The 25,509-nt window shown below is 67.7% G+C and carries 25 protein-coding genes, 1 tRNA gene and 1 pseudogene; 17 read left to right on the top strand and 10 right to left on the bottom strand.

The window, feature by feature from the left end; genetic code table 11:
- Positions 1-145: 145 nt before the first annotated feature.
- The 4 genes and pseudogenes from QW861_RS27230 to QW861_RS27215 form a co-directional block, all read left to right on the top strand.
- Positions 146-805 (top strand): outer membrane protein, encoded by a 660-nt coding sequence (locus tag QW861_RS27230; RefSeq protein WP_409998630.1) that lies wholly within the window; start codon positions 146-148, stop codon positions 803-805.
- A 233-nt stretch (positions 806-1,038) separates the two neighbouring features.
- A tRNA-Ser gene (locus QW861_RS27225) sits at positions 1,039-1,128 on the top strand.
- Between the two features lie 49 nt (positions 1,129-1,177).
- Positions 1,178-1,936, top strand: coding sequence for a DUF2786 domain-containing protein (locus QW861_RS27220; protein WP_315750657.1), 759 nt, complete (start codon positions 1,178-1,180; stop codon positions 1,934-1,936).
- A gap of 165 nt (positions 1,937-2,101) precedes the next feature.
- A pseudogene (locus QW861_RS27215) lies at positions 2,102-2,200 on the top strand (restriction endonuclease); the annotation flags it as partial.
- Between the two features lie 184 nt (positions 2,201-2,384).
- On the opposite strand, the gene QW861_RS27210 reads toward QW861_RS27215, so the two are convergent.
- The gene (locus QW861_RS27210) at positions 2,385-2,993 is read right to left on the bottom strand and encodes a hypothetical protein (protein ID WP_315716186.1); all 609 of its coding nucleotides are present in this window, start codon (positions 2,991-2,993) and stop codon (positions 2,385-2,387) included.
- Positions 2,994-3,183: 190 nt separating this feature from the next.
- On the opposite strand from QW861_RS27210, the gene QW861_RS27205 reads away from it, so the two are divergent.
- Entirely contained in the window at positions 3,184-3,519 is a 336-nt protein-coding gene (locus QW861_RS27205) for an MmcQ/YjbR family DNA-binding protein (protein WP_315750658.1), read from the top strand.
- Positions 3,520-3,560: 41 nt separating this feature from the next.
- Here the strand turns inward: QW861_RS27205 and QW861_RS27200 are convergent, their stop codons facing one another.
- Positions 3,561-4,595 carry a hypothetical protein gene (locus QW861_RS27200; protein WP_315750659.1) on the bottom strand — a complete coding sequence of 345 codons (1,035 nt, stop codon included), beginning with the start codon at positions 4,593-4,595 and terminating at the stop codon, positions 3,561-3,563.
- 502 nt (positions 4,596-5,097) lie between these two features.
- Here QW861_RS27200 and QW861_RS27195 point away from each other — a divergent pair.
- The 3 genes from QW861_RS27195 (at position 5,098) to QW861_RS27185 (ending at position 9,270) form a co-directional block, all read left to right on the top strand.
- Positions 5,098-5,595, top strand: coding sequence for a YchJ family protein (locus QW861_RS27195; protein WP_315750660.1), 498 nt, complete (start codon positions 5,098-5,100; stop codon positions 5,593-5,595).
- Between the two features lie 396 nt (positions 5,596-5,991).
- Positions 5,992-7,500 carry a bifunctional class I SAM-dependent methyltransferase/glycosyltransferase family 2 protein gene (locus tag QW861_RS27190; RefSeq protein ID WP_315750661.1) on the top strand — a complete coding sequence of 503 codons (1,509 nt, stop codon included), beginning with the start codon at positions 5,992-5,994 and terminating at the stop codon, positions 7,498-7,500.
- 150 nt (positions 7,501-7,650) lie between these two features.
- On the top strand, positions 7,651-9,270 hold the full coding sequence (locus tag QW861_RS27185) for a hypothetical protein (protein WP_315750662.1): 1,620 nt from the start codon (positions 7,651-7,653) through the stop codon (positions 9,268-9,270).
- Here the strand turns inward: QW861_RS27185 and QW861_RS27180 are convergent.
- From QW861_RS27180 to QW861_RS27165, 4 genes are read right to left on the bottom strand one after another with little or no spacing between them, the layout of a single operon-like run.
- Positions 9,210-9,740 (bottom strand): DoxX family protein, encoded by a 531-nt coding sequence (locus QW861_RS27180; RefSeq protein ID WP_409977912.1) that lies wholly within the window; start codon positions 9,738-9,740, stop codon positions 9,210-9,212. The genes QW861_RS27185 and QW861_RS27180 overlap by 61 nt on opposite strands.
- Positions 9,740-10,522 (bottom strand): DNA-binding domain-containing protein, encoded by a 783-nt coding sequence (locus QW861_RS27175; RefSeq protein WP_315750664.1) that lies wholly within the window; start codon positions 10,520-10,522, stop codon positions 9,740-9,742. The genes QW861_RS27180 and QW861_RS27175 overlap by 1 nt, the downstream gene beginning before the upstream one ends.
- Positions 10,509-11,429 carry a DUF692 domain-containing protein gene (locus QW861_RS27170; RefSeq protein WP_315750666.1) on the bottom strand — a complete coding sequence of 307 codons (921 nt, stop codon included), beginning with the start codon at positions 11,427-11,429 and terminating at the stop codon, positions 10,509-10,511. The genes QW861_RS27175 and QW861_RS27170 overlap by 14 nt, the downstream gene beginning before the upstream one ends.
- 39 nt (positions 11,430-11,468) lie before the next feature.
- The gene (locus tag QW861_RS27165; protein ID WP_315715966.1) at positions 11,469-11,774 is read right to left on the bottom strand and encodes a DUF2282 domain-containing protein; all 306 of its coding nucleotides are present in this window, start codon (positions 11,772-11,774) and stop codon (positions 11,469-11,471) included.
- A gap of 288 nt (positions 11,775-12,062) precedes the next feature.
- Here QW861_RS27165 and QW861_RS27160 point away from each other — a divergent pair, with 288 nt between their 5' ends.
- Positions 12,063-14,159, top strand: a complete 2,097-nt coding sequence (locus QW861_RS27160; RefSeq protein ID WP_315750668.1) for an adenylate/guanylate cyclase domain-containing protein — start codon at positions 12,063-12,065, stop codon at positions 14,157-14,159.
- 14 nt (positions 14,160-14,173) lie between these two features.
- On the opposite strand, the gene QW861_RS27155 is transcribed toward QW861_RS27160, so the two are convergent.
- Positions 14,174-14,911 carry a GntR family transcriptional regulator gene (locus QW861_RS27155; protein WP_315715968.1) on the bottom strand — a complete coding sequence of 246 codons (738 nt, stop codon included), beginning with the start codon at positions 14,909-14,911 and terminating at the stop codon, positions 14,174-14,176.
- Between the two features lie 198 nt (positions 14,912-15,109).
- Between QW861_RS27155 and QW861_RS27150 the strand changes: the two genes are divergently transcribed.
- The 5 genes from QW861_RS27150 to QW861_RS27130 are packed head-to-tail and all read left to right on the top strand — an operon-like array spanning position 15,110 to position 19,787.
- Complete coding sequence (locus tag QW861_RS27150; RefSeq protein WP_315750670.1) at positions 15,110-16,144, top strand: extracellular solute-binding protein; 1,035 nt, start codon at positions 15,110-15,112, stop codon at positions 16,142-16,144.
- The gene (locus QW861_RS27145) at positions 16,141-17,211 is read left to right on the top strand and encodes an ABC transporter ATP-binding protein (RefSeq protein WP_315750672.1); all 1,071 of its coding nucleotides are present in this window, start codon (positions 16,141-16,143) and stop codon (positions 17,209-17,211) included. Before QW861_RS27150 ends, QW861_RS27145 begins: the two co-directional genes overlap by 4 nt.
- A gap of 2 nt (positions 17,212-17,213) precedes the next feature.
- Entirely contained in the window at positions 17,214-18,080 is an 867-nt protein-coding gene (locus QW861_RS27140; protein ID WP_315750674.1) for an ABC transporter permease, read from the top strand.
- Entirely contained in the window at positions 18,077-18,877 is an 801-nt protein-coding gene (locus tag QW861_RS27135; protein WP_315750677.1) for an ABC transporter permease, read from the top strand. Before QW861_RS27140 ends, QW861_RS27135 begins: the two co-directional genes overlap by 4 nt.
- A 4-nt stretch (positions 18,878-18,881) precedes the next feature.
- Entirely contained in the window at positions 18,882-19,787 is a 906-nt protein-coding gene (locus QW861_RS27130) for a polysaccharide deacetylase family protein (RefSeq protein WP_315750679.1), read from the top strand.
- 6 nt (positions 19,788-19,793) lie between these two features.
- Here QW861_RS27130 and QW861_RS27125 read toward each other — a convergent pair whose 3' ends face one another.
- Positions 19,794-19,949 carry a hypothetical protein gene (locus tag QW861_RS27125; RefSeq protein ID WP_315715974.1) on the bottom strand — a complete coding sequence of 52 codons (156 nt, stop codon included), beginning with the start codon at positions 19,947-19,949 and terminating at the stop codon, positions 19,794-19,796.
- A 107-nt stretch (positions 19,950-20,056) separates the two neighbouring features.
- Between QW861_RS27125 and QW861_RS27120 the strand changes: the two genes are divergently transcribed.
- Positions 20,057-20,872 carry an NAD-dependent protein deacetylase gene (locus QW861_RS27120; RefSeq protein ID WP_315716187.1) on the top strand — a complete coding sequence of 272 codons (816 nt, stop codon included), beginning with the start codon at positions 20,057-20,059 and terminating at the stop codon, positions 20,870-20,872.
- Between the two features lie 124 nt (positions 20,873-20,996).
- Here QW861_RS27120 and QW861_RS27115 read toward each other — a convergent pair whose 3' ends face one another.
- Positions 20,997-21,170, bottom strand: a complete 174-nt coding sequence (locus QW861_RS27115; protein ID WP_315715975.1) for a hypothetical protein — start codon at positions 21,168-21,170, stop codon at positions 20,997-20,999.
- A gap of 186 nt (positions 21,171-21,356) precedes the next feature.
- Here QW861_RS27115 and QW861_RS27110 point away from each other — a divergent pair, with 186 nt between their 5' ends.
- The gene (locus tag QW861_RS27110; protein ID WP_315750682.1) at positions 21,357-21,602 is read left to right on the top strand and encodes a hypothetical protein; all 246 of its coding nucleotides are present in this window, start codon (positions 21,357-21,359) and stop codon (positions 21,600-21,602) included.
- Between the two features lie 61 nt (positions 21,603-21,663).
- Here the strand turns inward: QW861_RS27110 and QW861_RS27105 are convergent, their stop codons facing one another.
- Positions 21,664-22,968, bottom strand: coding sequence for a sorbosone dehydrogenase family protein (locus QW861_RS27105; RefSeq protein WP_315750684.1), 1,305 nt, complete (start codon positions 22,966-22,968; stop codon positions 21,664-21,666).
- Positions 22,969-24,149: 1,181 nt separating this feature from the next.
- Between QW861_RS27105 and QW861_RS27100 the strand changes: the two genes are divergently transcribed.
- Positions 24,150-25,475, top strand: a complete 1,326-nt coding sequence (locus QW861_RS27100) for a DUF3422 domain-containing protein (RefSeq protein WP_315750686.1) — start codon at positions 24,150-24,152, stop codon at positions 25,473-25,475.
- The last annotated feature ends 34 nt before the right edge of the window (positions 25,476-25,509 follow it).

Genomic DNA, 25,509 nt, shown 5'->3' with positions numbered 1-25,509 from the left:
CAGCCGCCGCGTCCGCAACGGCAGGAGAAATCGTCGTCGGTATAAATCAAGTCCATTTACAAACCGTCTAGTCGGTTTATAAATGGACATCCCAAATGGGGTGGGATTTGACGGCGCAATCTCGCGCCGGGTGGAGTGTGAGGACATGATGATCAGACGGGCGAGAGGCTGGATGGCTGCGGTGGCGGCGGCGACGCTGGGCCTCGGCGGGGCAGAGGCAGCCGACCTGGCGGCGACCACCTACAAGGCGCCGGCCTATGCCGCCGCACCGGCACCGTTTTCCTGGACCGGCTTCTATGCCGGCGCCAATGTCGGCGGCGCCTTCACCGGAAACGACTCCTTCACGAACGCCGCCGGCGCCAATGGCGGTGAGCTGTCCGGCGTGATCGGCGGCCTGCAGGCCGGCTACAACTACCAGATCTCGCCGATGTTCGTGGTCGGCATCGAGAACGATCTCGAATTCACCGGTCTCTCGCGCAAGGCCGACCTCGTCAATCCGGCCGTCAGCATGCCCTGGCTCACCTCCGGCCGCGCGCGCGCCGGCATCGCGGTGCTCGACCAGCGCCTGTGGCTGTATGGTACGGCGGGACTTGCGGCCGGCGAGTTGAAGGACGGGCCGACCCACAAGATGAAGATGGGCTGGACCGCGGGCGGCGGCGCCGAATGGGCGTTCCTGCCGAAATGGTCGGCCAAGCTCGAATACCTCTACACCGACCTCAAGCACGACGATCTGCCGGACTGGCGAGCGGCCAAGATTCACTCCGTGCGGCTCGGCTTGAACTACCATTTCGACCTGTTCCGCTGACGAGCGCGGCGCAGACCAGCGGGTTCGAAGGCCCGCGTCAGTCTGGGGCCTTCGGAGCGCGGGGCCGAGCGGTGTAGCCGTTCAGCCGCCGCGTGCGGTCCGCTTCCCCGAGCGGACCGCAATGGCGCGCGCATGCGCGAGCCCCGGGAAAATTTCGACCGGCTGCCTTGTCACCCCCCGCATCGTGCCCTAGAACGACGCCCGACCCGGGGGCTCGCCCCTGATTTGCGCCTGGAGAGGTGGCAGAGTGGTTGAATGCACCGCACTCGAAATGCGGCATAGGTGCAAGCCTATCGGGGGTTCGAATCCCTCCCTCTCCGCCAGTTCCTCCCTCGGCCACCTCCCGGCGGGGCTTGTCATGGGCCTTGAGCGGTGAGCCAGACGTTCGATCCTGCCGCTTCCGATCCTGTTGCGCTCGACAAGCTGAAATCCCGCATTCAGGCGCTGCGCGCCAAGACCATCGCCAATGGCTGCACCGAGGACGAGGCGCTGTCCGCGGCCGCCAAGGTCGCCGAACTGCTCGATCGCCACGACCTGTCGCTGTCCGACCTCGAGCTGCGGGCGTCGGCGTGCGAGCGCAAGGTCTATGAGACCCATCGCAAGAAGCGCATTCCGCTCGATGACTGCATCGGCGCGATCGCGCATTTCTGCGATTGCCGGGTCTGGCGCGAGAAGAATCCGGCCGGCGAAGCGAGCTATGTGTTCTTCGGTCTCCCCGCGGATGTCGAGGTTGCGCACTACCTGGCGGAGCTGATCGACAACGCCGTGCGCGCCGAACTCGGCCGCTACAAGACCTCGGCCGAGTACCGCCGGTTCCGGCACCAGGACCGGCATCTCGCCAATGCCTCCTTCGCCCTCGGCATGGTGGTGTCGATCGCCGACCGCCTGGTGGCGATGAAGGCGGCCCGGGATCAGATCAACCAGAGCAGCGGCCGCGGGCTGGTCGTGCTCAAGACCTCGGTGGTCGATGCCGAGTTCGACAAGCTCGATCTGAAGCTGCGGTCGGCGCGCAGCACGAGCCGGATGGTGTCGACGGCGGCCTATGAAGCGGGAGGTGCCGCCGGCACCACGCTCGCGATCAGTCCGGGCGTGAGCGGCGCGCCACCGCCAGGTAGTTCGAAGCGAGGCTGACGGACGCCTGGTTCGACGTCGGCTATGGGTCCTTCAAGCACGGCCCAAGCCGGTTGCGGCGTCGTGCATCGACGTCCAGCGTCGTACTCCCAAGTGCAGCGACACGGCGATCTCGGCTGGCTACGACATTTGCTTCCATCCGAGTCGCTCAGCTAAGCTGCCTGCATGAGTTACTGCGTCTTCATGCATCGGACTGATTCGATCTACGACGATAGTCCGGCGGAGCAGTACCAATTTCCCAAACAATATCTCGGCCGCGCGCAGGGCAGTGACTCGATCAGGGAGTGAGTCCGAGCGGCGCTGTCCGCTCGCGCTGGTAGGCTTGCCCTGGGGCGGTGCTGCGGCTTCCCTCGACCCCGTCACATTTCGTCCATCCGTTGGCTGCGGGGCGCGTCGCGTTTCGCGGCGGCGCCACATGATGGGTCGCGGCGTTCTGGCCGTACCGGCCTCAGCTCTTCCCGCCCGGCCCCTTCAACGCATTCCAAGCTGCCTGATTGGCCTGATCGAACGCCTTGCGGGATTCGCTCAGGGCGGCGCTGAGCACCGACCAGGATTCGCTGCCTGTCTGTTTCAGTTTCTCGAGATGGGCGCCGGCCTCTGCCGCGTCGGATTTGAGCTGCTTCAGCACGGCGTCCAGATCGGTGGTGCCGACCGTCGTCACCTTGGTCGCCGCCTCGCGAAACCTGTCAGCCGACTCCCGCCATGCCGTCGCCTGCGCGGCGGCGATGTCCTTGAAGGTCGCCTGCTGCTGGGCGGCCTGCTTGCCGGCGGCGTCGAAATAGGCCTTCATCTGCGCCTCGAATCCAGCCCAATGCGCGTCCAGCTCGGTCTTCGCGCTGGCCATCGCGGCTTCGCCGGCCGCTGCTTGCGTCTTGAGCAGGGCTTCGAGGTCGCTGCGGCGCTTCTTCAAGTCCGCCATGATCTCCTCGGTCTTCACCTTGGATGCTGCTTCGACCTCGGCTGCCTTGACCCCCAGCGACTCCAGCGCGGCATCCATCTCGTGGAGGCGCTCCCTGGCCCAGTTCAGGTAGACCTGCATCGTGCTCTGTGCCGGCATGGCTGCTCTCCTCTGATCCATCCTGCGACAAGCCATATAGAAACGAGGTCGTATAGTTTTGACCTGCATCAAGGCCCCGGGATGCCGGGGCTTCACGTTTGCGTGCAGGGCGCGACGTCCGCCGTATGGCGGACCGCCATGGCCGGTGCTAGTCCTATCGTTCGAATACGATCACACGAGGCGCGTCGAGATGACCGGTGACGAATTTCGTGCTCTCGCCCTGTCGTTCGCCGGAACGACCGCGGCGCCTCACTTCGATCGCACCGCGTTCAAGCTGCACCGGACCTTCGCGACCCTCGCCGCCGATGGCGCATCCGCCAACGTCCTGCTCACGCCCGACGAGCAGGAGCACCATGCCGGCCTGCAGCCCGGCGTGTTTCGCCGGGTCCCGAACAAATGGGGTGATCAGGGCTGGACCACCGTGTCGCTCGCCGATGTCGACGCCGCTCGCCTGCGCAGCGTGCTCGAGAGCGCGTGGCGCGCCGCGCATCGTCCGCAGCGTTCACGCGGCCGCAGCAAGCGCTGAGCCGACCCCGGCGAAACAATCGCCGGCGGCGACAAGAACTCTCATACCCTCCGCCCGACCATCAGCAGGACGCCGCCGATCTGCGGCAGGAGCGCCAGCAGGATCAGGCGGAGCATGACGAAGTCGTCGGCGGAGGGCTTCACCACGCCGCGCGACACCCACGCCACCAGCTTGATCGCGGCCTCGGTTTGCGGATCGGCGGTCTGGCTGACCGTGGACATCGCCGCGTCCAGCGCCAGGCGACGCTCGGCGACCGCAGCCTCGCGCTCCCGACAGAACTTGCCGACGCCGCCCTTGCACTCGCGGTCGCGCGCGGTCATTGCATCCGCGAGCGCCGTCTGCGCGGCCTGCACCGCGGGCGTCACGCGCGAGGCGCGCGCCAAGGTGACGTCGCTGATGTTGGTGGAGGCGAAGCCGATGCCGGCGGTGACCGCGAACACGAAGGTCATCAGCCACACCGTCCAGCCGGTCAGTGCCGAGGCGCGGTGGCGCGCCTGCCACAGCCGTGCGGCGCAGGTCGGCATCACCAGCGCGACGAGGTCGGCGGTGACGCCGACCGCCAGAAACATGTAGCCCGCGGTGCTGTTCGAGCCGAGCGAGTGTGCGAACCAGCCGTTCATGGCCATGCCGACCGCGGCCAGCGCCAGTGCGGCCAGCTGCAGCAGGACCGACGAGGCGGTGATGCCAGCGCGCGCGGGCTTTGCCGGCGTGATCGGCGCGGCGGCCGGCACGACCTCGCCTTCGGTCGCGGCCGACGCTTCGCGCGGCGGTATCGTGGCCGGCGGCGCTGCGGCCGGGATCGCCGCGGCCGCCGCGCTGGCAGCCGCCCCCGTGCGGGACGCCTCGGCAACGGCCGGAGCTTTCGCCGGCTCGTTCACGTAGTCCAGGAAATCCGGCATGATCAGCGTCTCGGACGCGAGCATCTCGTCGTCGAGCGCCGCCATCTTGGCCTTCTCGGCCTTGTCGGCTCGGGGCCGCGGGCGTGGCTTGACGACCTTGGCCCGCTTCGGACGCGGCTTGGCCGTCTTCGGCTGCTGCCAGGGAATGATGGATGCGACTACGGACTCATCAGCCATCGGGGCTGCTCCAATCGGTGGTGATGGGCGCGACGCTGCGTTTGCACGCAGCGCTGACCGCGCCGGCATCGGGTGCACGTCTGATCGGGAATCGGGCAGCGGCCCGCCTCGAAGCGGGCCTTCGTTCTTGCGGCCGGGCTGGCGTCGCGCGAAGAAATCGTTGGCGTCTCACGCGCCCTGATCCGCCGATGATGCGGAGGGCTTGCGGTCACAAGCGCCACGTAATGAGGCGGCGCCCGGAAGGTTCTGGTCCGCGCGGGGCCGGGCCGGTCAGCCGTGCGCCCAACACCCTTGTTCTTAACCAATGGTTAACACGGATTCGCCGGTTTCGAAACCACGCTAGGCCGTCGTCGGGATGTCAGCTCGCCGGCAACGGAGAACTGCGTCTTTGCGGTCACAACCGGAGGTGACGAGCTCTTTGTTCGATGCGCGAACGCAGGGTGCCGCGCGCTGGTCAACGGGCTATGGTGGGATCTCGGAAAAGGAGCTCTGTCGTCGTCTCATGCAATGTCCGTGCGGATCAGGTCTTCCCTATGATCGCTGCTGCGGTCCCTATCTCGATGGTGACGATCAGCCGCCGACCGCCGAGGCGCTGATGCGCTCGCGCTATACGGCCTATACGCGCGGCGACATTCGCTATGTCGAAACGACGCTCGCCGCCGACCGGCGCGGTGCGTTCGATGCGGTAGCCGCGAAGGATTGGGCGACACGCGCCACATGGCTCGGCCTGCGCATCGTCTCGTCGGTCCGCGGCCAGCCCGGCGACGCCGACGGCGTCGTCAGCTTCGTCGCCAGCTATCGCGAGGCCGGCAAGACCATCGAGCACCACGAGGTCTCGCAGTTCCGCCGCGACGCCGACGGTGCCTGGCGCTTCGTCGAGGGTGACGCGCGAGCCGTCGTCACGGAGCCGAAGCGTGCGGCTGCCACCGCGAAGGTCGGCCGCAATGATCCATGCCCGTGCGCTAGCGGCAAGAAATACAAGTTCTGCTGCGGGCGGTGAGCGCAGCGGCATTTCTCGATCGCGGTGCGTCGCTGTGTTGATAGGAGGGGGGAGCCGCGACGGCGGGCTCGTCAGGTGCATCCGTGCCCCGCGAAGGCAGGCGCGCGGCACTCAAGCCGTTGGTGCCGGCGCCAATCTGGCAACGACGGTCCAGCGTCGCCGGTCTTCCCGCGCCGGCATAGTTGCGAGCGCGAATGAGATGCAAAGATCGGACGCATGCGGCGCGAACGATCGCGGCGGCTTCATTGTGGCTGGCCGATGTCTGCTCGTTTCCGTCGCGCGTCAGAGCGAGGGGGCCACGATGCCGACAGAGCGGAGGACTTCTCTGCCGCCGCCTTGACTCCGCCCAACCGGGCTGGCCTAGAAGGACGTAGTTCCTAACAGGGGTGGTATCAGGTGGCGGAGTTGGACGAGCAGGTCCGGCAGGACGAATGCGAGCGGTCGCAGGTTGCCGCAACCCCGTCGTCGGCAACGAAGGCGCTGTCACCGCGCAAGGCGGCCATCCTCGACCATGCCAACGATTTCGCCGATGCGCGCGCCGGCTGGCGCGACAAGGCGGCGTTCTTTCACAGCGAGGACGAGTGCTATCTGCGCTTCCTGATCCCGCCGGGCAGCCGCGTGCTCGAGATCGGCTGCGGCCTCGGCGATACCCTGGCATCGCTCGCGCCGTCCTACGGCGTCGGCATCGACTTCAGCGAAAAGCAGATCAAGATCGCCCGCAGCCGGCATCCTGAGCTGACCTTCATTCTGGGCGACGCGGAGGATCCGGCCACGCTCGCCGCCGCCACCGGCCCGTTCGATGTCATTCTGGTGCTCGACACCATCGGTTCGCTCGACGACTGCCAGCAGTTCATCGAGCAATTGCACCCGCTGTGCACGCGCGAGACGCGACTCGTCATCGGCTACTTCTCGCACCTCTGGTATCCGCTGCTGAAGGCTGCGGAAGCACTGGGCCTGCGGATGCCGCAGCCGGAGCAGAACGTGCTGTCGCCAGCCGACCTGCGCAGCCTGGCGCACCTGGCCGATTTCGATCCCGTCAAATCAGAGCAGCGTGTGCTCTCGCCGCTGCGGCTCTACGGCTTCGGCCGTTTCGCCAACCGCTTTCTCAGCGTGCTGCCGGGCCTGCGCGCGCTGGCGCTGCGGCACTATCTGGTGTCGCGTTCGCTGCGCTGCGTGAGCGACGACGTCCGCTCGGCCACCGTCGTCATCCCCGCGCGCAACGAGCGCGGCAACATTGAGCCGGCGGTCCGGCGCATCGCGGCGTTCTGCAACGACGTCGAGATCATCTTCGTCGAGGGCCACAGCCAGGACGGTACCTATGAGGAGATGGAGCGGGTGCGCGCGGCATTCCCCGATCACGACATCAAGCTGATGCGACAGCCCGGCAAGGGCAAGGCCGACGCGGTGTTCACCGCGTTCGACGCCGCGCGCGGCGACGTGCTGATGATCCTCGATGCCGACCTCACCATGCCGCCGGAGCAACTGCCGAAATTCTTCGAGGCGCTGCGTTCCGGCAAGGGCGAGTTCATCAACGGCTCGCGCCTGGTCTATCCGATGGACGAGGGCGCGATGCGGTTCCTCAACCTCATCGCCAACAAGACCTTCTCCTATCTGTTCTCGTGGCTCCTGAACCAGCGCTACACCGATACGCTCTGCGGCACCAAGGTGCTCCGCCGCAGCGACTATGTCAGGCTCAAGGCCGGCAAGGCCTATTTCGGCGATTTCGATCCGTTCGGCGATTTCGACCTGATCTTCGGCGCCTCCAAGCTGAACCTGAAATCGATCGACCTGCCGATCCGCTACGCCGCGCGCAGCTATGGCGAAACCCAGATCTCCCGCTTCCGCCACGGCTGGATGCTGCTGAAGATGGTCGTGTTCGCGTTCTTCAAGATCAAGGCGATCTGAGATGGCCGCTGTCTACGCCGTCGAGCCTGACCAAGCGGTGCGTGGATCGGTTGCCCATCTTCCCACATCGTCATGGCCGGGCCTGACCCGGCCATCGACGTCTTCTTTCGTCGATGAGGGCCGACATGGATGCGTGGGACAAGCCTGCGCATGACGGAGAAAGCGGTACCGAAAGCATCGGCTCCCTTTCCCGACGCCCTCGACCGCCTGACGCGCTTCGGCTGGCGCGGCGGGGTCGCGGTCGCGCTGCTGCTGTCGCTCGTGTCGTTCCTGACCGCCGGCTATTTCACCGTCTATTGGCGCAATGCCGACATGGACTTCATGGTGATCTACAATGCGCTCGCCATGAACGATGGCGGCGCACAGGCCTTCTTCGATCACCCGGCCTATCTCACCATCCTCTCGGTCGAGACCTGGTTCGCGCTGCTGCATCGGCTCGGCCTGCTCGACGCCTGGACATTGTCGGCGATCCCCGCCGATCGCGCCGCCTTCGATGTCGCGATGACCGGCGCCGTCCATGCCGGACGCGTCGCCGCGCTGCTGACGGCCGCCGGCATCATCCTCGCCTTTGCTTGGGCCGCGCGCCGGCTGGTGTCGGATTGGCGCATCGCCATGCTCGCCGTCACCGCCTTCGCCTTCTCCGGCGGCGTGCAGATGCATCTGCGCATCCTGCGCAGCGAGATGATCGCGGCGTCGTTCTGCATCCTCGCGCTGATGATCCTGATCGCGGTCGCGCGCCGCGCCAGCCTGACGCGGCCGCTCGCCGTCGGACTCGCCGCGCTGCTCTGCATGCTCGGTCTGGAGAACAAGGTGCATGCGATCCTGCTGATCGCCACCATTCCCGTGCTGGTGTTGCCGTTCGGGACGGCGACGAGCGCAAGCGTGGCGTTCTGGCAAAGCTCGCGCGCATGGGCGGCCGTCATGGTCGCCGCCGTGGCGGCGATCATCGCCGCGATCGCCGCCTGGCCGCTGGTCGCCGCCGGCTTCGACCCCGTCAATGCGACGGCTGCCGGCCTCAAGCCGATGCTGCTCGGCCGCTTCGGCCTCTATCAGTTCGCGCTGCTCGGCGTGGTCGCGGTCTGCCTGGCCGCCTTCGCGTGGTTATGGCGTGTGAGCGCGGCCGAGACCGTCGCGGCGCTGCTGGCGGTGGTGGCCAGCGCAAGCCTCGGCCTGCTGGCACTGAAGTTGAGCTACAACATCAACGATGTCGTGATCGTGCTCAATCCGCTCGAGAAGATGATCACCTATGTCGACGCGCCAGAGGCCGCCGGCAGCCTGGGCGGTGCGATCGGCCTGTTGCTGTCCGGCGTCTTCGGGGTCATCCGGCGCTACACCTTCGTGCTGCAATCGTCGGCCCGCCCCGCCGTGTTCCTGACCTGGTTGATCATCCCCGGCATTGTCATGGCCTGGCGCCGCGGTGAGCGGCAGGCGGCCATCCAAGCCGTCCTCCTGATGCTGGCGGCCATCGGCATCGACACGCTCGGCGTCCGCCGCGGGCTGAAGGTCGAGTACTTCGTCTTCACCGATCCCCTGATCATCATCGCCGGCATGGTCCTGCTCGATCGTCTGTCGGACCTGCGCTTTTCCCGCTTCGCCTATCCGATCGGCGCGGTGCTGCTCGCGCTCCATGTCGGCATCAGCCAGGCCGAGCCGGTCAAGATGGCGCTCAAGCGCAAGGGGCCCGAGGAGGTCTGCGAGTGGCGCGGCTACTACATGCCACGGCTCGTGCTGCCCTGGTGCGCGCCGCCGAACAGCCCGCCGAGGATGTGATCGAGCGAGATCTTTCCACCGCCATGGGCAATGAGGCCCAGCGCCATCGCGGCCCAGGTCAGATGGATCGGCCAGCCGTCGGGCACCGTGAGCTCGACGATGCATGTCATGAACAGCAGGCCGAGTGCCGCGAAGCGGGTACCGAGGCCGAGAATGAGCAGGACGGGGAAGGTGACCTCGCCGCAGCCCGACAGGAACGCCATCACCGTCGGCATGGGAAAGTGGTATGGCCCGCCAGGCAGATGCAGCATGAACTCGTCGCTGAACAGCGTCACGGCGGTGTCGCTCAGCCTGAGAAAGCCGTCCCATTTGAGAATGCCCGAGCGCCAGAACGGCACCGCCAGCGCAATGCGAGTGACGAGCTGGACTAGGGTGAGCGGGGTCGCGCTCTGCAGCAGCCGAACGGTCTGGCCGACGAGGGAAGGCAGCGACAGTGTCGCGGTCGGCGCCATGGAGTGGTCCGTCGTCATCATGCGTCCTCGAAACTGATGTCCGTGAAGGCGCCGGCCTCGATCAGGCCGGCAATGTTGGTGGCGAGATCGAACTCCGGCGCTGCCTCGAACGCGGCTTCCGCGGCCACGCCGAGCGGCTGCCGCGTGATCAGCAGGCTTGCGAAGATCGCGCCGCCCCGCGGCAGGTGGCGCACGGCGACGTCGAACGCGGGCCGCGTGATCAGCGCGTCCTCCGGGACCGAGCCGTCGATGCGCGGCACCGGCGCATCGCCGCGATTGGCCGAGAAGATCGTCACCGCCGCGAAATCCGAGCGCACGATGCGGGTGGCGGGATGAACGGCGAAGCGCAGCTCGGGCAACCGCTCGGGCGGCACCGTCGCCAGCGTGGCGCCGTCGAGCGGCGCGGCGTCTGCCGCGTGATAGGCGTCGAGCCAGGCCCGCTCGATCTGTGCGACGTCCGTCAGGAACGGCATCGTCCGAGCGTGCTCGTAAGCTGCGATGAAAGCGGGGAAGTCGCGTCCATAGTCGACGAGCAGCGGCGACGTCGGCGGCGTTTCGCGTACATGCGCCCGCGCCATCGCGCGGAAGAAGTCGGGACCGGTGATGCGCTGCACCGCCGGATAGATCGCGACGAGCGACTCGATCAGGCTGACCGTGACGTTGTTGCGGTAGACGTTGAACCGGCGCCCGGCCGCCTTGGCCAGCGGACCCCTGACGGCGACAGGCGTCGCGCGATCCGGCGTCAGCAGCGCCGCGGCGAACTGAGCGGCATAGTCGGACATATGCTCAGGCTGCGGCATCGCGCACCTCCTGCAAGCAGTTGGGGGCGTGGTCATCGAGAATCGTCTGCGCGGCCGCGGCCTCTGCCTTCAGCACGGGCCAGTCCGGAATGTTGCTGTCCCATTCGATCAGCGTCGGCACCGGACCGTTGCGCGCGATCACGCTGGCGAACAGTGCCCACACATCGTAGGCGACGGGGCCGTCATGGCTGTCGATCAGCAGCGGCTCGCCTTCATCGTCGGCCTGCACGGCGTGACCGGCGAGATGGATCTCGCCGACAGCGGCGAGCGGAACGTCGGCCAGATAGTCCTGTGGCGAGAAGCCATGATTGATCGCTGAGACGAACACGTTGTTGAGGTCGAGCAGGAGCCCGCAGCCGGTGCGGCGGACGATGGCGCGGATGAAGTCGGTCTCGCTCATCGTCGAGTCGTGAAAGGCGACGTAGGTCGACGGATTTTCCAGCAGGATCGGCCGGCGGATCGCGCTCTGCACCTCATCGATATGGTCGCAGACCCGTGCCAGCGTGGCGGCCGTGTAGGGCAATGGCAGCAGGTCGTTGAAAAACGTCGTATCGTGCGTCGACCATGCAAGATGCTCGGAGACGAGGCTCGGCTGATAGCGGGCGACGAGCTTGCGGAAGCGCGCGAGGTGGTCGCGATCGAGCGGCTGCGGGCCGCCGATCGACATGCAGACGCCGTGGATCGACAGCGGATGATCCCTGCGGATCGCCTCGAGCTGATGGTGTGGCGGACCGCCGGCGCCCATGTAGTTCTCGGCATGGACCTCGAAGAAGCCGCGCCGCGGCGCCTCGGCCAGGATGGCGGCCAGGTGCGACGGCTTGAAGCTGGTCCCGGCGACGCCGCCGAGAGGTGGCGGAAAGCGAAGCGGCATGGTGGGGCCCGGTGCAGGGGGGGCATCGGTGCGCATGCTGCGTCTCCGCTTTCCGCTTGGGGTGAACGAGAGCGATCAGATCGGCTTGAGCGAGCCCTTGCGGCCGCCGGGGACGTCGATGCTGGTGCAGGTGCCGCCCTGGACGAATTTCCACGCGTTGCCCTGGAAGTCGATCGTTGAGGTACCCTGGCAGGTCGTGCCGGGACCGGCGGCGCAATCGTTCTGGCCCTTCAGGGCAACGCCGAAGCATTTCTCCTTCTTGGCGGCCATTGCGGCTTCCGCTTCGGCCTTGGTCAGTGGCCCGGCCATTGCGAGGCTTGCGAGCGCGGTGCTGACGGCGCCGGCGAGCGCCAGCGTGGTGACGGTTCTCTTGGCGGACATGACGATTCCTCTCGTGTTCTGCGTCGCTCGCTTGGCGACGCGCATCTCTCCTTCGCCCGCCGCCACGACAATGTTACGCGGCGACTCCGCTCACGACCCTGTGAGCGGTATTGCGTGCTTGGGAGCTGCCCTAGTCGAGCGCAAGCCGACTCGAAGTGCCAATGCTTTGCAGGCATCATCGACTTAGCCGGCCGGCATTGGCGGCTCACGCCATCGGAGCGCAGTCTGGCGGCTCCCGGTCGCGCGCCGCCCCGCGCGCCGCTCGGTCCGATCGGAGATCCACCTGCGATGATGGCGAGCGCAAAGAGCCGAGTGCCGCGCCGAGGCGCCGCCGACGAGCGGTTGACCGTCAGCATCCGCTTCGCCGTGTCGGCCCTGGTGCTGACCGCGATCCTGCTGACGGCCCTTGCCTCGAGTCTGTTGTGGTGGCGCACCTCGGAGGCGATCAGCCGTCAGCTCGCGAGCACCATCAACGCGCAGATCGCGAGCGCCGTGCGCAAGGAGGTGAGCGCGATCGTCAGCGAGGCGCGCGCCGCGCACACCGCCATCCGCACGCTGTTCCTGCAGAACGTGCTCGACACCCGCGAGGCGGACAAGCGCGAATTCGTGTTCCTGTCGCAGCTGCAGTCGCAGGCGACGATCTCATCGGCGGCGTTCGGCTGGCCGGACGGCTCGTTCTTCGCCGCCCACAAGCTCGGCGACCGGCGCCTGGAGATGATGGAGATCTCCCTGACCGATCATCCCGGCCAGCGCCGCGTCGATGAATACGACGTCGTGCCCGGCGACATCGAGTTCGCGACACGCCGCTTCGAGCCGACCCGTTTCAAGGTCGCCGACCAGCCCTGGTTCAAGGAGAGCCTCGCTGCGGACGAACCGCGCTGGTTCAGCGTCGATCATCATCCGAGCGGAGACCGCCCGGCGATCGCGCTGGCCGGCCCGATCGATGTCTATCAGGAGCGGCAGGGCGTGCTCGCCATCATCATCGAGCACGCGCGCATCTCGCGCTTTCTCGCCCAGCTTCAGGTCGGCCGCACCGGCAGCGCCTTCATCCTGGCGCTTGATGGCGGCGTGGTCGCGGCGCCCGACGAGACCGCCGACGAGGTCAATGCCGGGCAGGGCCGCCAGCCGCTGCTGCCGATCGCGCAGCAGGCGATGCGGTCCTCGCGCGAAGGCGACGAGGCCTGGCGCGGGCGCGTGCTATCGGGCGACGGCGCCTTCGAGGTCGCGCGCACGGCGCTGCCGTTTCCCGGCTGGTCGCTGGTCACGGTGATTCCGGAAGCGGAGTTTCTCGGTCCGGTCGACGCGGCGCTGCGGCGCGTGATCATCGGTCTCGGCATCGGCGCCGTGCTCGCGGCGCTGGCCTCCGCCGCGCTGGCGCGTGCCGTCATCGCCGCCCCGCTCGGGCGTGTGGTGGCCGAACTGCGTCACGTCGAGGCCTTCGCGCTCGAGCAGGTGCGACGTCATCCCTCGCGGCTTCGCGAGATCGCGAGCCTGTCCGCCGCCATTCATGACATGGCCGGCGGGCTGTCGTCATTCGGCAAGTTCATTCCCGCTGATCTCGTCCGGCAATTGCTGCGGCAGGGCGTCGACGCCAGGCCGGGCGGCCATGTCCAGGAGCTCAGCGTGATGTTCATCGACATCGCCGGCTTCACCGGGTTGTCGGAGCGCATGGGCGACCGTGTCGTGCCGCTGCTGTCGTGCTATCTCGACCTGATCTCGACCGTCATCGTCGACCACGGCGGCACCATCGACAAGTTCATCGGCGATGCGGTGATGGCGTTCTGGGGCGCGCCGGCCGCGCAGCCGGATCATGCGGTTCTGTGCTGCCGCGCCGCGCTGGCGTGCCGAGACGCGGTGGAGGCCAGCGGCCTGTGCGACGATGACGGCCGGCCGCTCGCCATCCGCATCGGCATCAACTCCGGCCCCATGCTGGTCGGCAACATCGGCTCCGAGGTGCGTCTCAACTATACGGTGATCGGCGATGCCGTGAACGTCGCGAGCCGGCTGGAGGGCGCCAACAAGAGCTACGGCACCGATATCCTGATCGGCGAGGGCACCGCGCGGCTGGCGGGCGATGCGTTTCTCACCCGCGAGATCGACCGCATCGCCGTCTATGGCCGCGAAGAGGGCCTGCGCGTCCACGAGCTGGTCGGGCTTGCGGAGAATGTCGCCGCGCAGGACGTGCGCTGGATCGCACACTACGCGTGCGGACTTCAGGACTATCGCGCGCAGCACTTCGAGGCAGCCATCGCGGCGTTTGAAGCAGTCCTCGCGCTCAAGCCCGGCGATCGCGCCGCCGAGGTCATGATCACGCGCTGCAGGCCCCTGGCAGGCACGCGGGCGGATCATCATTGGCATCCGGTGACGGCGCTGACGACGAAGTAACGTGGCCGGTCCGACTAAGCCGACCGCAGCTTGCCGCGCAGCGGCCGCCGTCCGGCGAACACGGCGGCGAGATCCTGAGACGGCGTCGCCGCATCGTCGTCGAGCCGCAGCCGGCCCTCGACATGCAGGAAGTGCTCTCGCGACACCGCGATCGCGCGCAGCAGGTCGCGGTCGCGCAGCGCGTCGACGATCGCGCCGTGCTCGTCGACCGCGCAGATCGACTGCGCCGCCGGCTCGTATACCGACACCATCACCGAGGAGCGGCTGAGCAGATCGGCGAGCATGCGCGACAGCTCGGGATTGCCGATGGAGTCGACGAGATGGACGTGGAAGGCGCCAGACAGCCGCACCGACGTCGCGCGATCGCCGCGCTGCGCGGCGGCGCGCTCCTCGGCCAGATGCGCATCGAGCCGTGCGAGCAGGAGATCATCGACCCGCAGCACCAGCTGGCTGAGCACGCCGGCCTCGAGTACGCGATGTGCCTCATAAACCCGTCTGATATCATCGAGCGTCGGCCGCGGCACCCGCGCGCCACGGTTCGGGATCATCTCCAGCCGCCGCTCGGCGCCGAGCCGGTGAAGAACTTTTCGGATGCGCTCGCGCGAGACACCGAAGAGCGCGGCGAGCGGCGTCTCGGCGAGCTTGGTGCCGGCCTTGAGCTTGCCCTCCAGCAGCGCGCGCAGGATGGCCTGGTACACCGCCTCGTCCTCGGCGGGATTGGCCTTCCCGATTCGCTGCGCTCGCATCGCCATGAGGTTTTAGCTAGGCCCAAAGGCGCGGCACGTCACCTCCAAAAAATGTGCACATTCTGTCCGCGGCCGGGCGCGCTGCGGATCGAGACATAGCCCGGAACGCTGATCTCATTGATGAATCAAGAATGTGCACATTTGGCACGGCGCTTGCTGATCGCGGGTGACACGCCACGCGACAGCTCACACGGGATCCTCGTCATGCACCCCTTCTCCCGACGCAGCCTTCTGAAGACCAGTGCGGCCTTCGCCGCCACGCTCGCCGCGCCAGCCCTGGTGCGCGCCGCCCCGAAAGAGATCGTGATCGGCGGCCCGGCCGGCGCCGCCAAATATTTCAACTCCGACCTGTTTCCGGTGCTGGAGAAGAAGCTCGACTGCAAGGTGCTCTATGAGGGCACCAACTCGCTGACCAATCTGCAGAAGATGCAGGCCGACAAGGCGAGCCCGAAGATCTCGGTGGTGATCATGGACGACCCGGTGATGCTGCCGGCCGCGGCCGAAGGGCTGATCACCAAGATGTCGGCGTCGGCGATTCCCAATCTCGTAAAGCTGGTCGACGACGCCGTGCACCAGGACGGCATGTGGGCCAATTACCAGAAGCCGTGGGTGGGCATCGCCTATTCCACCAGGCGCATGAAGACGCCGCCCGTCAGTTGGGCCGAGCTGTGGGACGCGAAATACGACTCCAAGATCGTCGTGCCGTCGCTGTCCAACACCGAAGGGTTCTGGACGCTGCTCGCCGCCGCGCATCTCGAGACCGGCAAGCCCTACAAGGAGGCGCAGTACGAAATCGACGCCGGCTTCAAGAAGATCAAGAGCCTGAAGGCCAATCTGCTGAACGTCTATACCAACGCACCGCAGGCCATCAATCTGCTGGAGCAGGGCGAGGCCTGGATGATCGGCGGCCAGTTCTCGGCCTACACGCTGATCCGGAAAGCGGACGGCTCGCCGGTCGATCTCGCAATCCCGAGGGATGGCGGCTTCTCGATGCCGTCGGGCATCGCCAAGGTGAGCGGCGCGCCGGCCGGCGACCTCGCCGACGCCGCGATCGACTTCTATCTCAGCCCGGAGGCGCAGAGCATCCTCGCCAAGACGGCGTTCATCGCGCCGACCAATCAGGCCACGCCGCTGCCGGCCGGTTATCCCGATCCCGCGACATTGTTCGCGCCCGACTGGGCCTTCATCGCGAAGAACCGCGCCGGCTGGGTCGATCGCTGGAGCAAGGAGATGACATGAGCGCCGCTCCGCATCTCGTCATCAGCGGGGTCTCGAAGCGGTTTGGCGCGGCGACCGTGCTCGATCGCGTCGATCTCACGATCCGCCGCGGCGAGCTGGTGACCCTGCTCGGCCCATCCGGCTGCGGCAAGACCACCTTGCTGCGTGCGATCGCCGGCCTCGCGCCGCCCGACACCGGGACGATCGCGCTCGCCGGGCGCGACGTCACCCATGTGCCGCCGCACCGGCGCAATGTCGGCGTCGTGTTCCAGAGCTATGCGCTGTTTCCGCATCTCACCGTCGCCGGCAACGTCGCCTTCGGACTGAAGGTGCGCGGCACGCCCAAGGCCGAGACCGACCGCGCGGTCGAGCGCGCGCTCGCGCTGGTCAAGCTCAGCCATCTCGGCGGCCGCCGCATCTCGGCGCTGTCGGGCGGCCAGCAGCAGCGCGTCGCGCTGGCGCGGGCGATCGCGGTCGAGCCGGACGTGCTGCTGTTCGACGAGGCGCTGTCGGCCCTCGATCGCAAGCTGCGCGAGGAGATGCAGGTCGAGCTGCGCCGCCTGCTGCAGGAGGTCAAGGCGACCGCGATCTTCGTCACTCATGACCAGGACGAGGCGCTGACGATGTCGGACCGGGTCGCGGTCATGAACAAGGGCCGCATCGAGCAGCTCGCCGCGCCGCGCGAGCTGTATGCCCGGCCGGCCAGCCTGTTCGCGCTCAACTTCGTCGGGCTGTCGACGCGCATCGCCGGCCAGGTGGTCGGCGCGCAGGACGGCACCGTGGAGGTGGTGACGCCGGTCGGCCGCCTGTCGGCGCGCGGCGCGTTCCAGCCGGGCGCCTCGGTGATCGTGGCGACGCGGCCGGAGCAGTTGCGGCTGGGCGCTGGTGACGGTGCCAACTCCGCGGCCGGCCGAGTTCGGTCGGTCGTGTTCCAGGGCTCGCGGACCCTGGTGGACGTCGATGCCGGCGCTGGCGCGAGCCTGCTCGCCGAGCTCTCGGGCCGCGAGGCCGAGCTGCCGCGCGTGCATGACGAGGTCCGCTTCGCCTGGCCCGTCGCCGAAACCTTCGCCTTCGCCGCCGAGACCTGACCATGACCGACGCCGTGCTATCAGCACCGATCGTCAAGCCCGCGCCGGATCGCGAAAGGCTCGCCGCCTTCGGCTTCGTCGCGCCATCGCTGCTGATCATCGCGCTGGTGTTCGTGCTGCCGCTGGCCCTGCTCCTCGGCGTCAGCGTGCTCGACCCCAAGGGCGGCGTCACCTCGGCGCATTACGTCCGGTTGCTCGGCACGCCCTATTATCTCGGAATCATCTGGAACTCGCTGCGGCTCGGCCTGCTGACGACCCTGATCGCCTTCCTCATCTCCTATCCCGCGGCGTTCGCGCTGGCGCGTGCGCGCGGACCACTGCGCTCGATCCTGCTGGCGACCTTGTTCCTGCCGCTCGCCGCCTCCGTCATCGTCAAGGCTTTCGCCTGGACCATCCTGCTGCGCAGCGACGGCCTCATCAACACGGTGCTGATCGCGCTGGGGATCATCGAGGATCCGATTCGCATGATCTTCACCCAGACCGCGCTGATCGTAGGCGCCGTGAACATCTTCCTGCCGTTCATGGTGCTGCCGATCTACGCGGTCGTGGCGCAGCTCGACGGCCGCTATGCGGAAGCCGCGGCGACGCTCGGCGCCTCGCCGTTCGTCGTGTTCTTCCGTGTCATCCTGCCGCTGACCCTGCCCGGCATCATCGCCGGCGTGGCGCTGGTGTTCTCGCTGTCGGTGTCGGCCTATGTGGTGCCGACGCTGCTCATCGGCGAGAAATATCCGACGCTCGCCACCACCATCGCCAAGGCCTATCTGTTGGCGCGCGAGCCCGGCTTCGGCGCCGCCGCGGGCGTGGTGCTGCTGGCGATCGCCGTCATCGTCGTCGCGCTCAGCGCGACGCTGTCGCGGGAGCCCAAATGATGTCGCGGCTTGCCATCATCGTCTGCTGGGTGCTCGCGATCGGGCTCGCATTGTTCCTGCTGCTGCCGCTGGTCGTGATCGCCGCGGCCAGCTTCTCGCCGACGCCGGTGTTCGACCTGCCGCTGTCGGGCGCATCGCTGCGCTGGTATGGCCGCATCGGCCGGCTCGACGGCTTCTGGCCGTCGCTGTCGCTGTCGCTGCAGATCGCCGTGCTGTCGACCGCGCTGTCGCTGGTCGCCGGCACGCTCGCCGCCATCGCCATCGCGCGCGGCAGGCTGCCCGGCGCCACCGCGCTGGGCACGCTGCTGGTGTCGCCCCTGATGATGCCCGGCCTCGTGCTCGGCATCGCGCTGCTGCAATATTTCCGCATGGTCGGCTTCACCGCGACCTGGAGCGCGCTGCTGGTGGCGCATCTCGTGGTCACGCTGCCTTACGTCGCGCGCACCATGATCGCCGGGCTCTCCCGCTTCGACTTCACCTTGATCGAGGCGGCGCGCACGCTCGGCTGCACCTATGCCGGCAGCGTGATCAGGGTGATGGTGCCGGCGCTGGCGCCGTCCTTCCTGATCGCAGGTCTGTTCAGCCTGCTGGCCTCGTTCGACAATTATCCGGTCTCGATCTTCCTCACCGACGTCCGCTCCAAGACGCTGCCGATCCGCATGCTGCAATATATCGAGGAGGCGCCCGATCCGACGTTGGCCGCGCTCTCCACCCTCATTCTTGCCGGCACCCTGGTGCTGCTGCTGATCAGCGATCGCCTGGTCGGCCTGCACCGCATGGCCGGAACCGCGGATTGACACGATGACCTCACAGCCTGCCTTCCGCCGCGATCTCAGGGGCTATGCCGGCAGGCCGCCGCATCCGCGTTGGCCCCACGACGCACGCGTCGCGGTGTCGCTGGTGGTGAATTTCGAGGAGGGCTCGGAATTCTCGGTGTGCGACGGCGATACGAGCAACGAGGCGATCTACGAGGTCGTGCACCGGCTCGACGGCCCCGACCCCTGCATCGACAGCCATTTCGAATACGGCACGCGGGCGGCGTGGTGGCGCATCATGGACCTGTTCGACGCCCACAACGTCAAGGTCACCGTCAGCGCCTGCGGCCGCGCGGTGGAGCGCTCGCCGGAGCTCGCCCGCGATGCCGTGGCGCGCGACCATGAGGTCTCTGCGCACGGCTGGCGCTGGCAGAGCCACGCCGGTATGGGCGAGACCGAGGAGCGCCGCGTGATCGCGCGCACGGTGGAGACGATCCAGCGCGTCACCGGCAGGCCGCCGCTGGGATGGCACACGCGATCGGCGAGCTCGCCCAACACGCGGCGGCTACTGGTTGAGCAAGGCGGCTTCCTCTACGACAGCGACGCCTACAATGACGACCTGCCGTATTATGTCGCCGTCGCCGGCCGCCCGCATCTGGTGCTGCCCTACGCCTTCGACAGCAACGACATGCAGTTCTTCAACGGCTCGCGCTTCCGCGGCGCGGACTTCGCCGACTACGTCATCGACGCCTTCGACTGGCTGGTGCGCGAGGGCGCGACGGCGCCGAAGATGCTGTCGATCGGGCTGCATCTGCGCATGATCGGCCGCCCCGGCCGGATCGGCGCGCTCGACCGCATCCTCAATCACATCACAGGCAACGGCGCGGCGTGGATCGCGCCGCGCGCCGACATCGCCCGGCACTGGCTGGCGACGGTGCCGCCGGAATCCTGAGCGCGGTCAATCGTCGTTGGCGATGTCCTCGTCGGTCAGCGGCACCTCGATGGTGCCGCCCTCGCCGGTCGCGAGGTCGCGCTCGTCATCGATTGGCTCGCCATCCCGTTCGTCCGCGTCGAGCGGCCACAATCCGCGATCATGCCCGTTGCGTGGTGTCATGGCAGGTCCTTCCGCCGGGATAAGACCGGGCGCGCGCAATGGTTCATGCGATCCGGCCGGGGTGTGGCGGACTGGCGCAGGCCGGTTCCGGCGACTACATCTGCGCCATGGCCGATCCCACCGCGCTGAAATCCTTTCTCGATAATCACCACCGCATCGTCGTGCTCACCGGCGCCGGCTGCAGCACCAACTCCGGCATTCCCGACTATCGCGACACCGACGGGCAGTGGAAGCGCACGCCGCCGGTGACCTATCAGGCCTTCGTCGGCAGCGACGATACGCGCCGCCGCTATTGGGCGCGCAGCATGGTCGGCTGGCGGCGGTTCGGCCGCGCCCAGCCGAACGGCGCGCATCATGCGCTGGCGCGGCTGGAGGCGCAGGGCAAGAGCTCGCTGCTGGTGACGCAGAATGTCGACCGGCTGCACCAGGCCGCCGGGACCAGCAACGTCATCGATCTGCACGGCCGGCTCGATCGCGTCCGCTGCCTGGGATGCGGCGCCGTGCTGTCGCGGGCCGACTTTCAGGACGAACTGGCCGGCGCCAATCCGCGCTGGCTGGCGCATGATGCGGCCGCCGCGCCCGATGGCGATGCCGATCTCGACGGCGTCGATTTCGCGGACTTCAATGTGCCGGCCTGTCGCGCCTGCGGCGGCATCCTCAAGCCCGACGTCGTGTTCTTCGGCGAAACCGTCCCGCGCGAGGTCGTCGCCACCGCGCGCGAGCATGTCGAGCAGGCCGACGCCATGCTCGTCGTCGGCACCTCGCTGATGGTCTATTCCGGCTTCCGCTTCGTCCGCGCCGCCGCGGACCGCAACATCCCCATCGCCGCCGTCAATCTCGGCCGCACCCGCGCGGATGACCTCTTGTCGCTGAAGGTGGAAGCGCCGTGCGACGAGGCGCTGGCGTTTCTGCTGGAGGAGTAGGGCGGGCCGCCCTCTCTCCGCCGTCATGGCCGGGCTTGACCCGGCCATCCATCTCCTCGGTGCTTCAGAAGATGGATGCCCGGGTCAAGCCCGGGCATGACGAAAAACTAAAATGGTGTCCGCCTCACCGCGACTGCGGTTTCTCGCGGTTCTCGATGCGGTCCTTGTTGTTGACCTGCTCGTTCTCCGGCTTGCCGACCTCGACCGTCTTGCCGGCCTGGTTGCCTGGATTGTAGTGGAACTTGCCTTCGTGATGCTCGCCCGGCTGCTTCTGCTCGGGATTGACGTTGTCGGCCATGAAACTCTCCTGTCGCTGTGCCGGACAACGTCGCGGGCGTGATGCTTGTTCCGCGGCCGAGCGCCGCGGCGCCGTTCATGCGGCATCACCCCTCTCTGTGCGGATCATCACGGAAGCAGCGCGCCCTGACCGTCATGATCCTCGCATGGGCTGCAGGGGCAGCCGCAAGCAACGAGGGACAAGGTCATGACTTCCAGCATTCGTCTTTTCGCCGCCGCCATCGTCGCCGGCGCGGGCCTGCTCGCATCCGCATCGACATCGCCGGCGTCTGCCGGCTGGGAATGGCTGGGAAACAAGAACTACATCAACTGCCTGCAACTGTTCGCGAGCGGCAACTTCCTGATGCCGGCAAACGCCACCCCGGCCCAGCGCGCGGCCAAGCACGAAGCCGGCCGCCGCTACTGCAACCGCCAGTACTACGGCCACGATTGAAGATGACAGTTGCAGGCACGATCGAGGCCGCGCGCCGCCTCGATCGTCGCAGCCTGCTGCCTCACGCGCCCGTCACGCGCCAGATGCAGTTGCCGACGTCGTCGGCCACCAGCAGCGAGCCGTCCGGGCCGAGCGTCACGCCGACCGGCCGGCCATAGGAGAAGCTCTCGTCCGGCGCCAGGAAGCCGGAGAGGATTTCGCGCGCCGGGCCCGACGGCCGGCCGTTCTCGAACGGAATGAACACGACCTTGTAGCCGGACAGCTTGCTGCGGTTCCACGAGCCGTGCTGGCCGATCACCATGCCCTGGGGGAAGCCGGGCAGGGTGCCCGCGGGCAGCCAGCACAGGCCGAGCGAGGCGGTGTGGCCGCCGAGCGCGTAGTCCGGCGTCAGCGCGGTCGCGACCAGGGCCGGATCCTGCGGCACGCGGTCGTCGACCGTCCTGCCCCAGTAGCAATAGGGCCAGCCATAGAAGCCGCCCTCGCGCACCGAGGTGAGGTAATCCGGCGGCGTCTCGTCGCCGAGCCCGTCGCGCTCGTTGACGACGGTCCACAGCACCTTTGTCGACGGCTCGAACGCCAGCCCCACCGCATTGCGCAGGCCTGATGCGAAGATGCGGCTCGCGCCGCTTGCGATGTCCAGCTCATAGATGCAGGCGCGGCCCTCCTCGACCTCGAAGCCAAGTTCGGCGATGTTGGTGAGCGAGCCGACGCCGGCATAGACCTTGCTGCCGTCGGGGCTGACCAGCAGGCTGCGCGTCCAGTGTCCGCCCGGCTTGAACGTGGTGAGACGCTTGCCCTGCGCGGTGATGCGCTCGGCGCCCGCGCTGTACGGGAAGGCGACGATGCCGTCGGTGTTGCCGACATAGAAGGTGTCGCGGACCAGCGCCATGCCGAACGGCTGGCTGAGATTCTCCATGAAGGCGTTGCGGCGCTCGGCCTTTCCGTCGCCGTCGGCATCGACCAGCCTTGTGATGCGGTTGGCGCTGACGCCCAGCGCTGCGGCGCGGCGCATCGTCGCCTGCATCGCATAGCCGAACATGTTGCGCACCGGGCTCGGAATCTGCGTCGCCTCGGCGATCAGCACCGACTTGTCCGGCATCACATAGATCCAGCGCGGATGATCGAGCCCGGTGGCGAACGCATTCACCTTCAGCCCCGCCGCCGCCACCGGCTTTTCGCCGTCGCGCCAGCCGCGCGCCGTCGGCATCTTCAAGGTCGGCAGCAGGCCCTGCGGCTTCGCCAGGGGAATCTGCGGCTGCGCGCCCCAGGCCGGCTGCGGCGTCTCCCCCTGCAATTTGCGCCACTGCAGCGCCGCATTGCCAACCAGCGCGACACCGCGCGCAACGATCGAGGAGAGGGTTGTCATGGGAGTCCTGTGAGGGCTTTGATGCAAATGGGATCTGATGGGCGAGGGACCATCGAGCGATGGCAAAGGGCCAATCTGTTATGATCTACCACGCCCACCGTGACAATTGCATGGGTCGCGGATCGGGGCTGCGGAACCCGGGGCTTTCACCTGGCACGCATTCACGTATCAGAGCCAACCTCCGGCGGCGTCTGGCATGCGGGGCGCTGCGGTTGATCGTGCAGTGCCGATCGGCAATTGGCGTGGCTTGGTCAAGCCCAACTATATCGGCGCCATTGCTCGCAACGAAATGGGTCGTTGCGACGCTGAAGCGCGCAGATCGGTTGCCCGTCATGCCGGGCTTGTTCCGGGCATCCACGTCTCTCCCCGACGAACGACGAGGATGGCCGGGACGAGCTCGGCCATGACGATGAGGAAAGAGACAGGCACGATCTTCCCGAAATGCGGTCGCCCCGCATCATCCTCGGCCAGCCCATCTCGTCAAAATTCTTCCTTGCTATTTTTCCGAAATCATGCTCTACTCCCTGCATCCCGTCCTCATGCAGAGGGGCGTACGCGTCGTCACGATACGTTGAGGCGGGGAGCGGTGGCCGCGAGTGTTGTCAGGTGCTGATGCGCTGGACGATTAGCAGCTCGCGGACGTTCAAGCCGTGTGGTCCTGGCGCCCCGATGCTGGCGCCAAGTCTGGATGACATGACGTGTCATCAGGCGACGGGGGCAAACAAGCCGGTCCCCGGGGAGAGCTCGGAGCAGACGTTAAACCCATCGCGCAGGGAGGGCCGGGTCTGTCCGGCTGAACCTGTGGTTCCTGCCCCGTGCAATTTTTCCGCACGGGGGCCACGGGCCTCAGTCGAGGTCCGGCCTTCCCTGCGCCCTCGGCATTTCCGGAGGGTTTTGATGAGAGCAATCTCGGGCGCGATCGCGCCGCGGGAGGTGTTGGTGTGTCTGCGTGCATCATGATCGACTTGCCGTGGCGCTGAGAGAGCCGCCAGCGCGCACAATGTCGCCGCAGCCGTGGCGCCGTCATCGAATTGCGCTACACTGGTGTCACACGCTGCCGGCGCGTTGGCCGGCCGGACGACAATGGAAGTCAGGGGGATGCACGGCATGACGGGGGTGATCAATTCAGGCGCAGCGCGATCGTCTGCGTCAGGTGTCGCTCTCACGCGCGGACTCTCCCGATGACGTCGCTCGACAAGTCCGCCTTCACGCCGCATGCCCTGCGCGAGAGCGTGCTGAACGAGGTGCATGCGCGGCCGTTCACGCCGCTGACGCAGCCGGTGCTGGTGATCCGCTTCGCCTTCATGGCGAAAGGCGACAGCGCCACGACCGACCGCGCCAGCCTCGCCGCGTTTTGCGCGCAGCGCGGTGCGCCGCCGCCGGAGCCGGGCGTCAAGCATCACCAGGTCGATCTCGGCCCTGTCAGGCTGCGCTTCGAGCAGCATTCGGAATTCGCCACCCTCACCTGGATCTGGAGCCCGCCCGCGGACTCAGGCCCGCGCCGCTTCGGGGCCATTGCGCCCGAGCTGCAGGCGCTGATCGCGGCGCTGCCGCAGGCCGGCGAGCTGCTGGTCGCGGTCAAGCTCGAGGTCGAGAATGCGGCCGATCCGGTGGCGCGCGCGGAGGAGATCTTCGACAAGAGCAGCCTAGCCATCGTGACGATCAAGGGCAGCGCCGGCGCGGTCGCCTCCGACTTCCGTCTCGACGACGACGGCTTCACCCGCATCCTGGTCTGCGCCGACGGCCCGACCCCGGAGCGGCTCGGGGCGCTGGTGCAGCGCGTGCTGGAGCTCGAGACCTACCGCACTTTGGCGCTGCTCGGCCTGCCGGCGGCGCTGGCGCTGGCGCCGGACGTCGACCGCATCGAGCGGCGGCTGGTCGAGGTGCTGGCGGAGATGCAGGGCGCGCAGTCGTTCAAGCTCAACAACCACCTGCTGCGCGAGCTGACCGAGCTCGAGGCGCTGCTGGAGCGCGGCGCCACCGGCAGCCTGTTCCGGTTCGGCGCCAGCCGCGCCTATTACGACCTGGTGCAGGCCCGTCTGGCGGTGATCGAGGGCGAGCCGGTCGCGCCGTATTCGAGCTGGTCGTCGTTCCTGGCGCGGCGCACCGCGCCGGCGATGCGCACCTGCAACGCGCTGGAGGGACGGCAGTCGAACCTGTCGCTCAAGCTGGCGCGCGCCGCCGATTTGCTGCGCACCCGCGTCAATGTCGAGCTGGAGCAGCAGAACCGCGATCTCCTGCGCTCGATGAACGAGCGCACCAAGCTGCAGCTGCGCCTGCAGAGCACGGTCGAGGGGCTGTCGGTGGCCGCGATCGGCTATTACGTCGTCAGCCTGTTCGGCTATCTCGCCAAGGGCGCGCATGACACCGGCTTGCCGGTCGAGCCGACGCTGGCTACCGCCGCCTTCGTGCCGGTCGCGATCGCGCTGATCTGGTTCACGACCCACCAGATCCGCAAGCGGCATCTCAAGGAGGATCACGAAGCGGAGAAGGCCGAGCAGGAGTGAACGGCCGGGCGCCTTGCCAGCGTGCGGCCGGACG

Origin of the sequence: Bradyrhizobium sp. SZCCHNRI1029 (assembly GCF_032487555.1) — a bacterium.
Taxonomy (GTDB): Bacteria; Pseudomonadota; Alphaproteobacteria; order Rhizobiales; family Xanthobacteraceae; genus Bradyrhizobium.
This window is presented reverse-complemented; position numbering and strand designations above follow the sequence as displayed.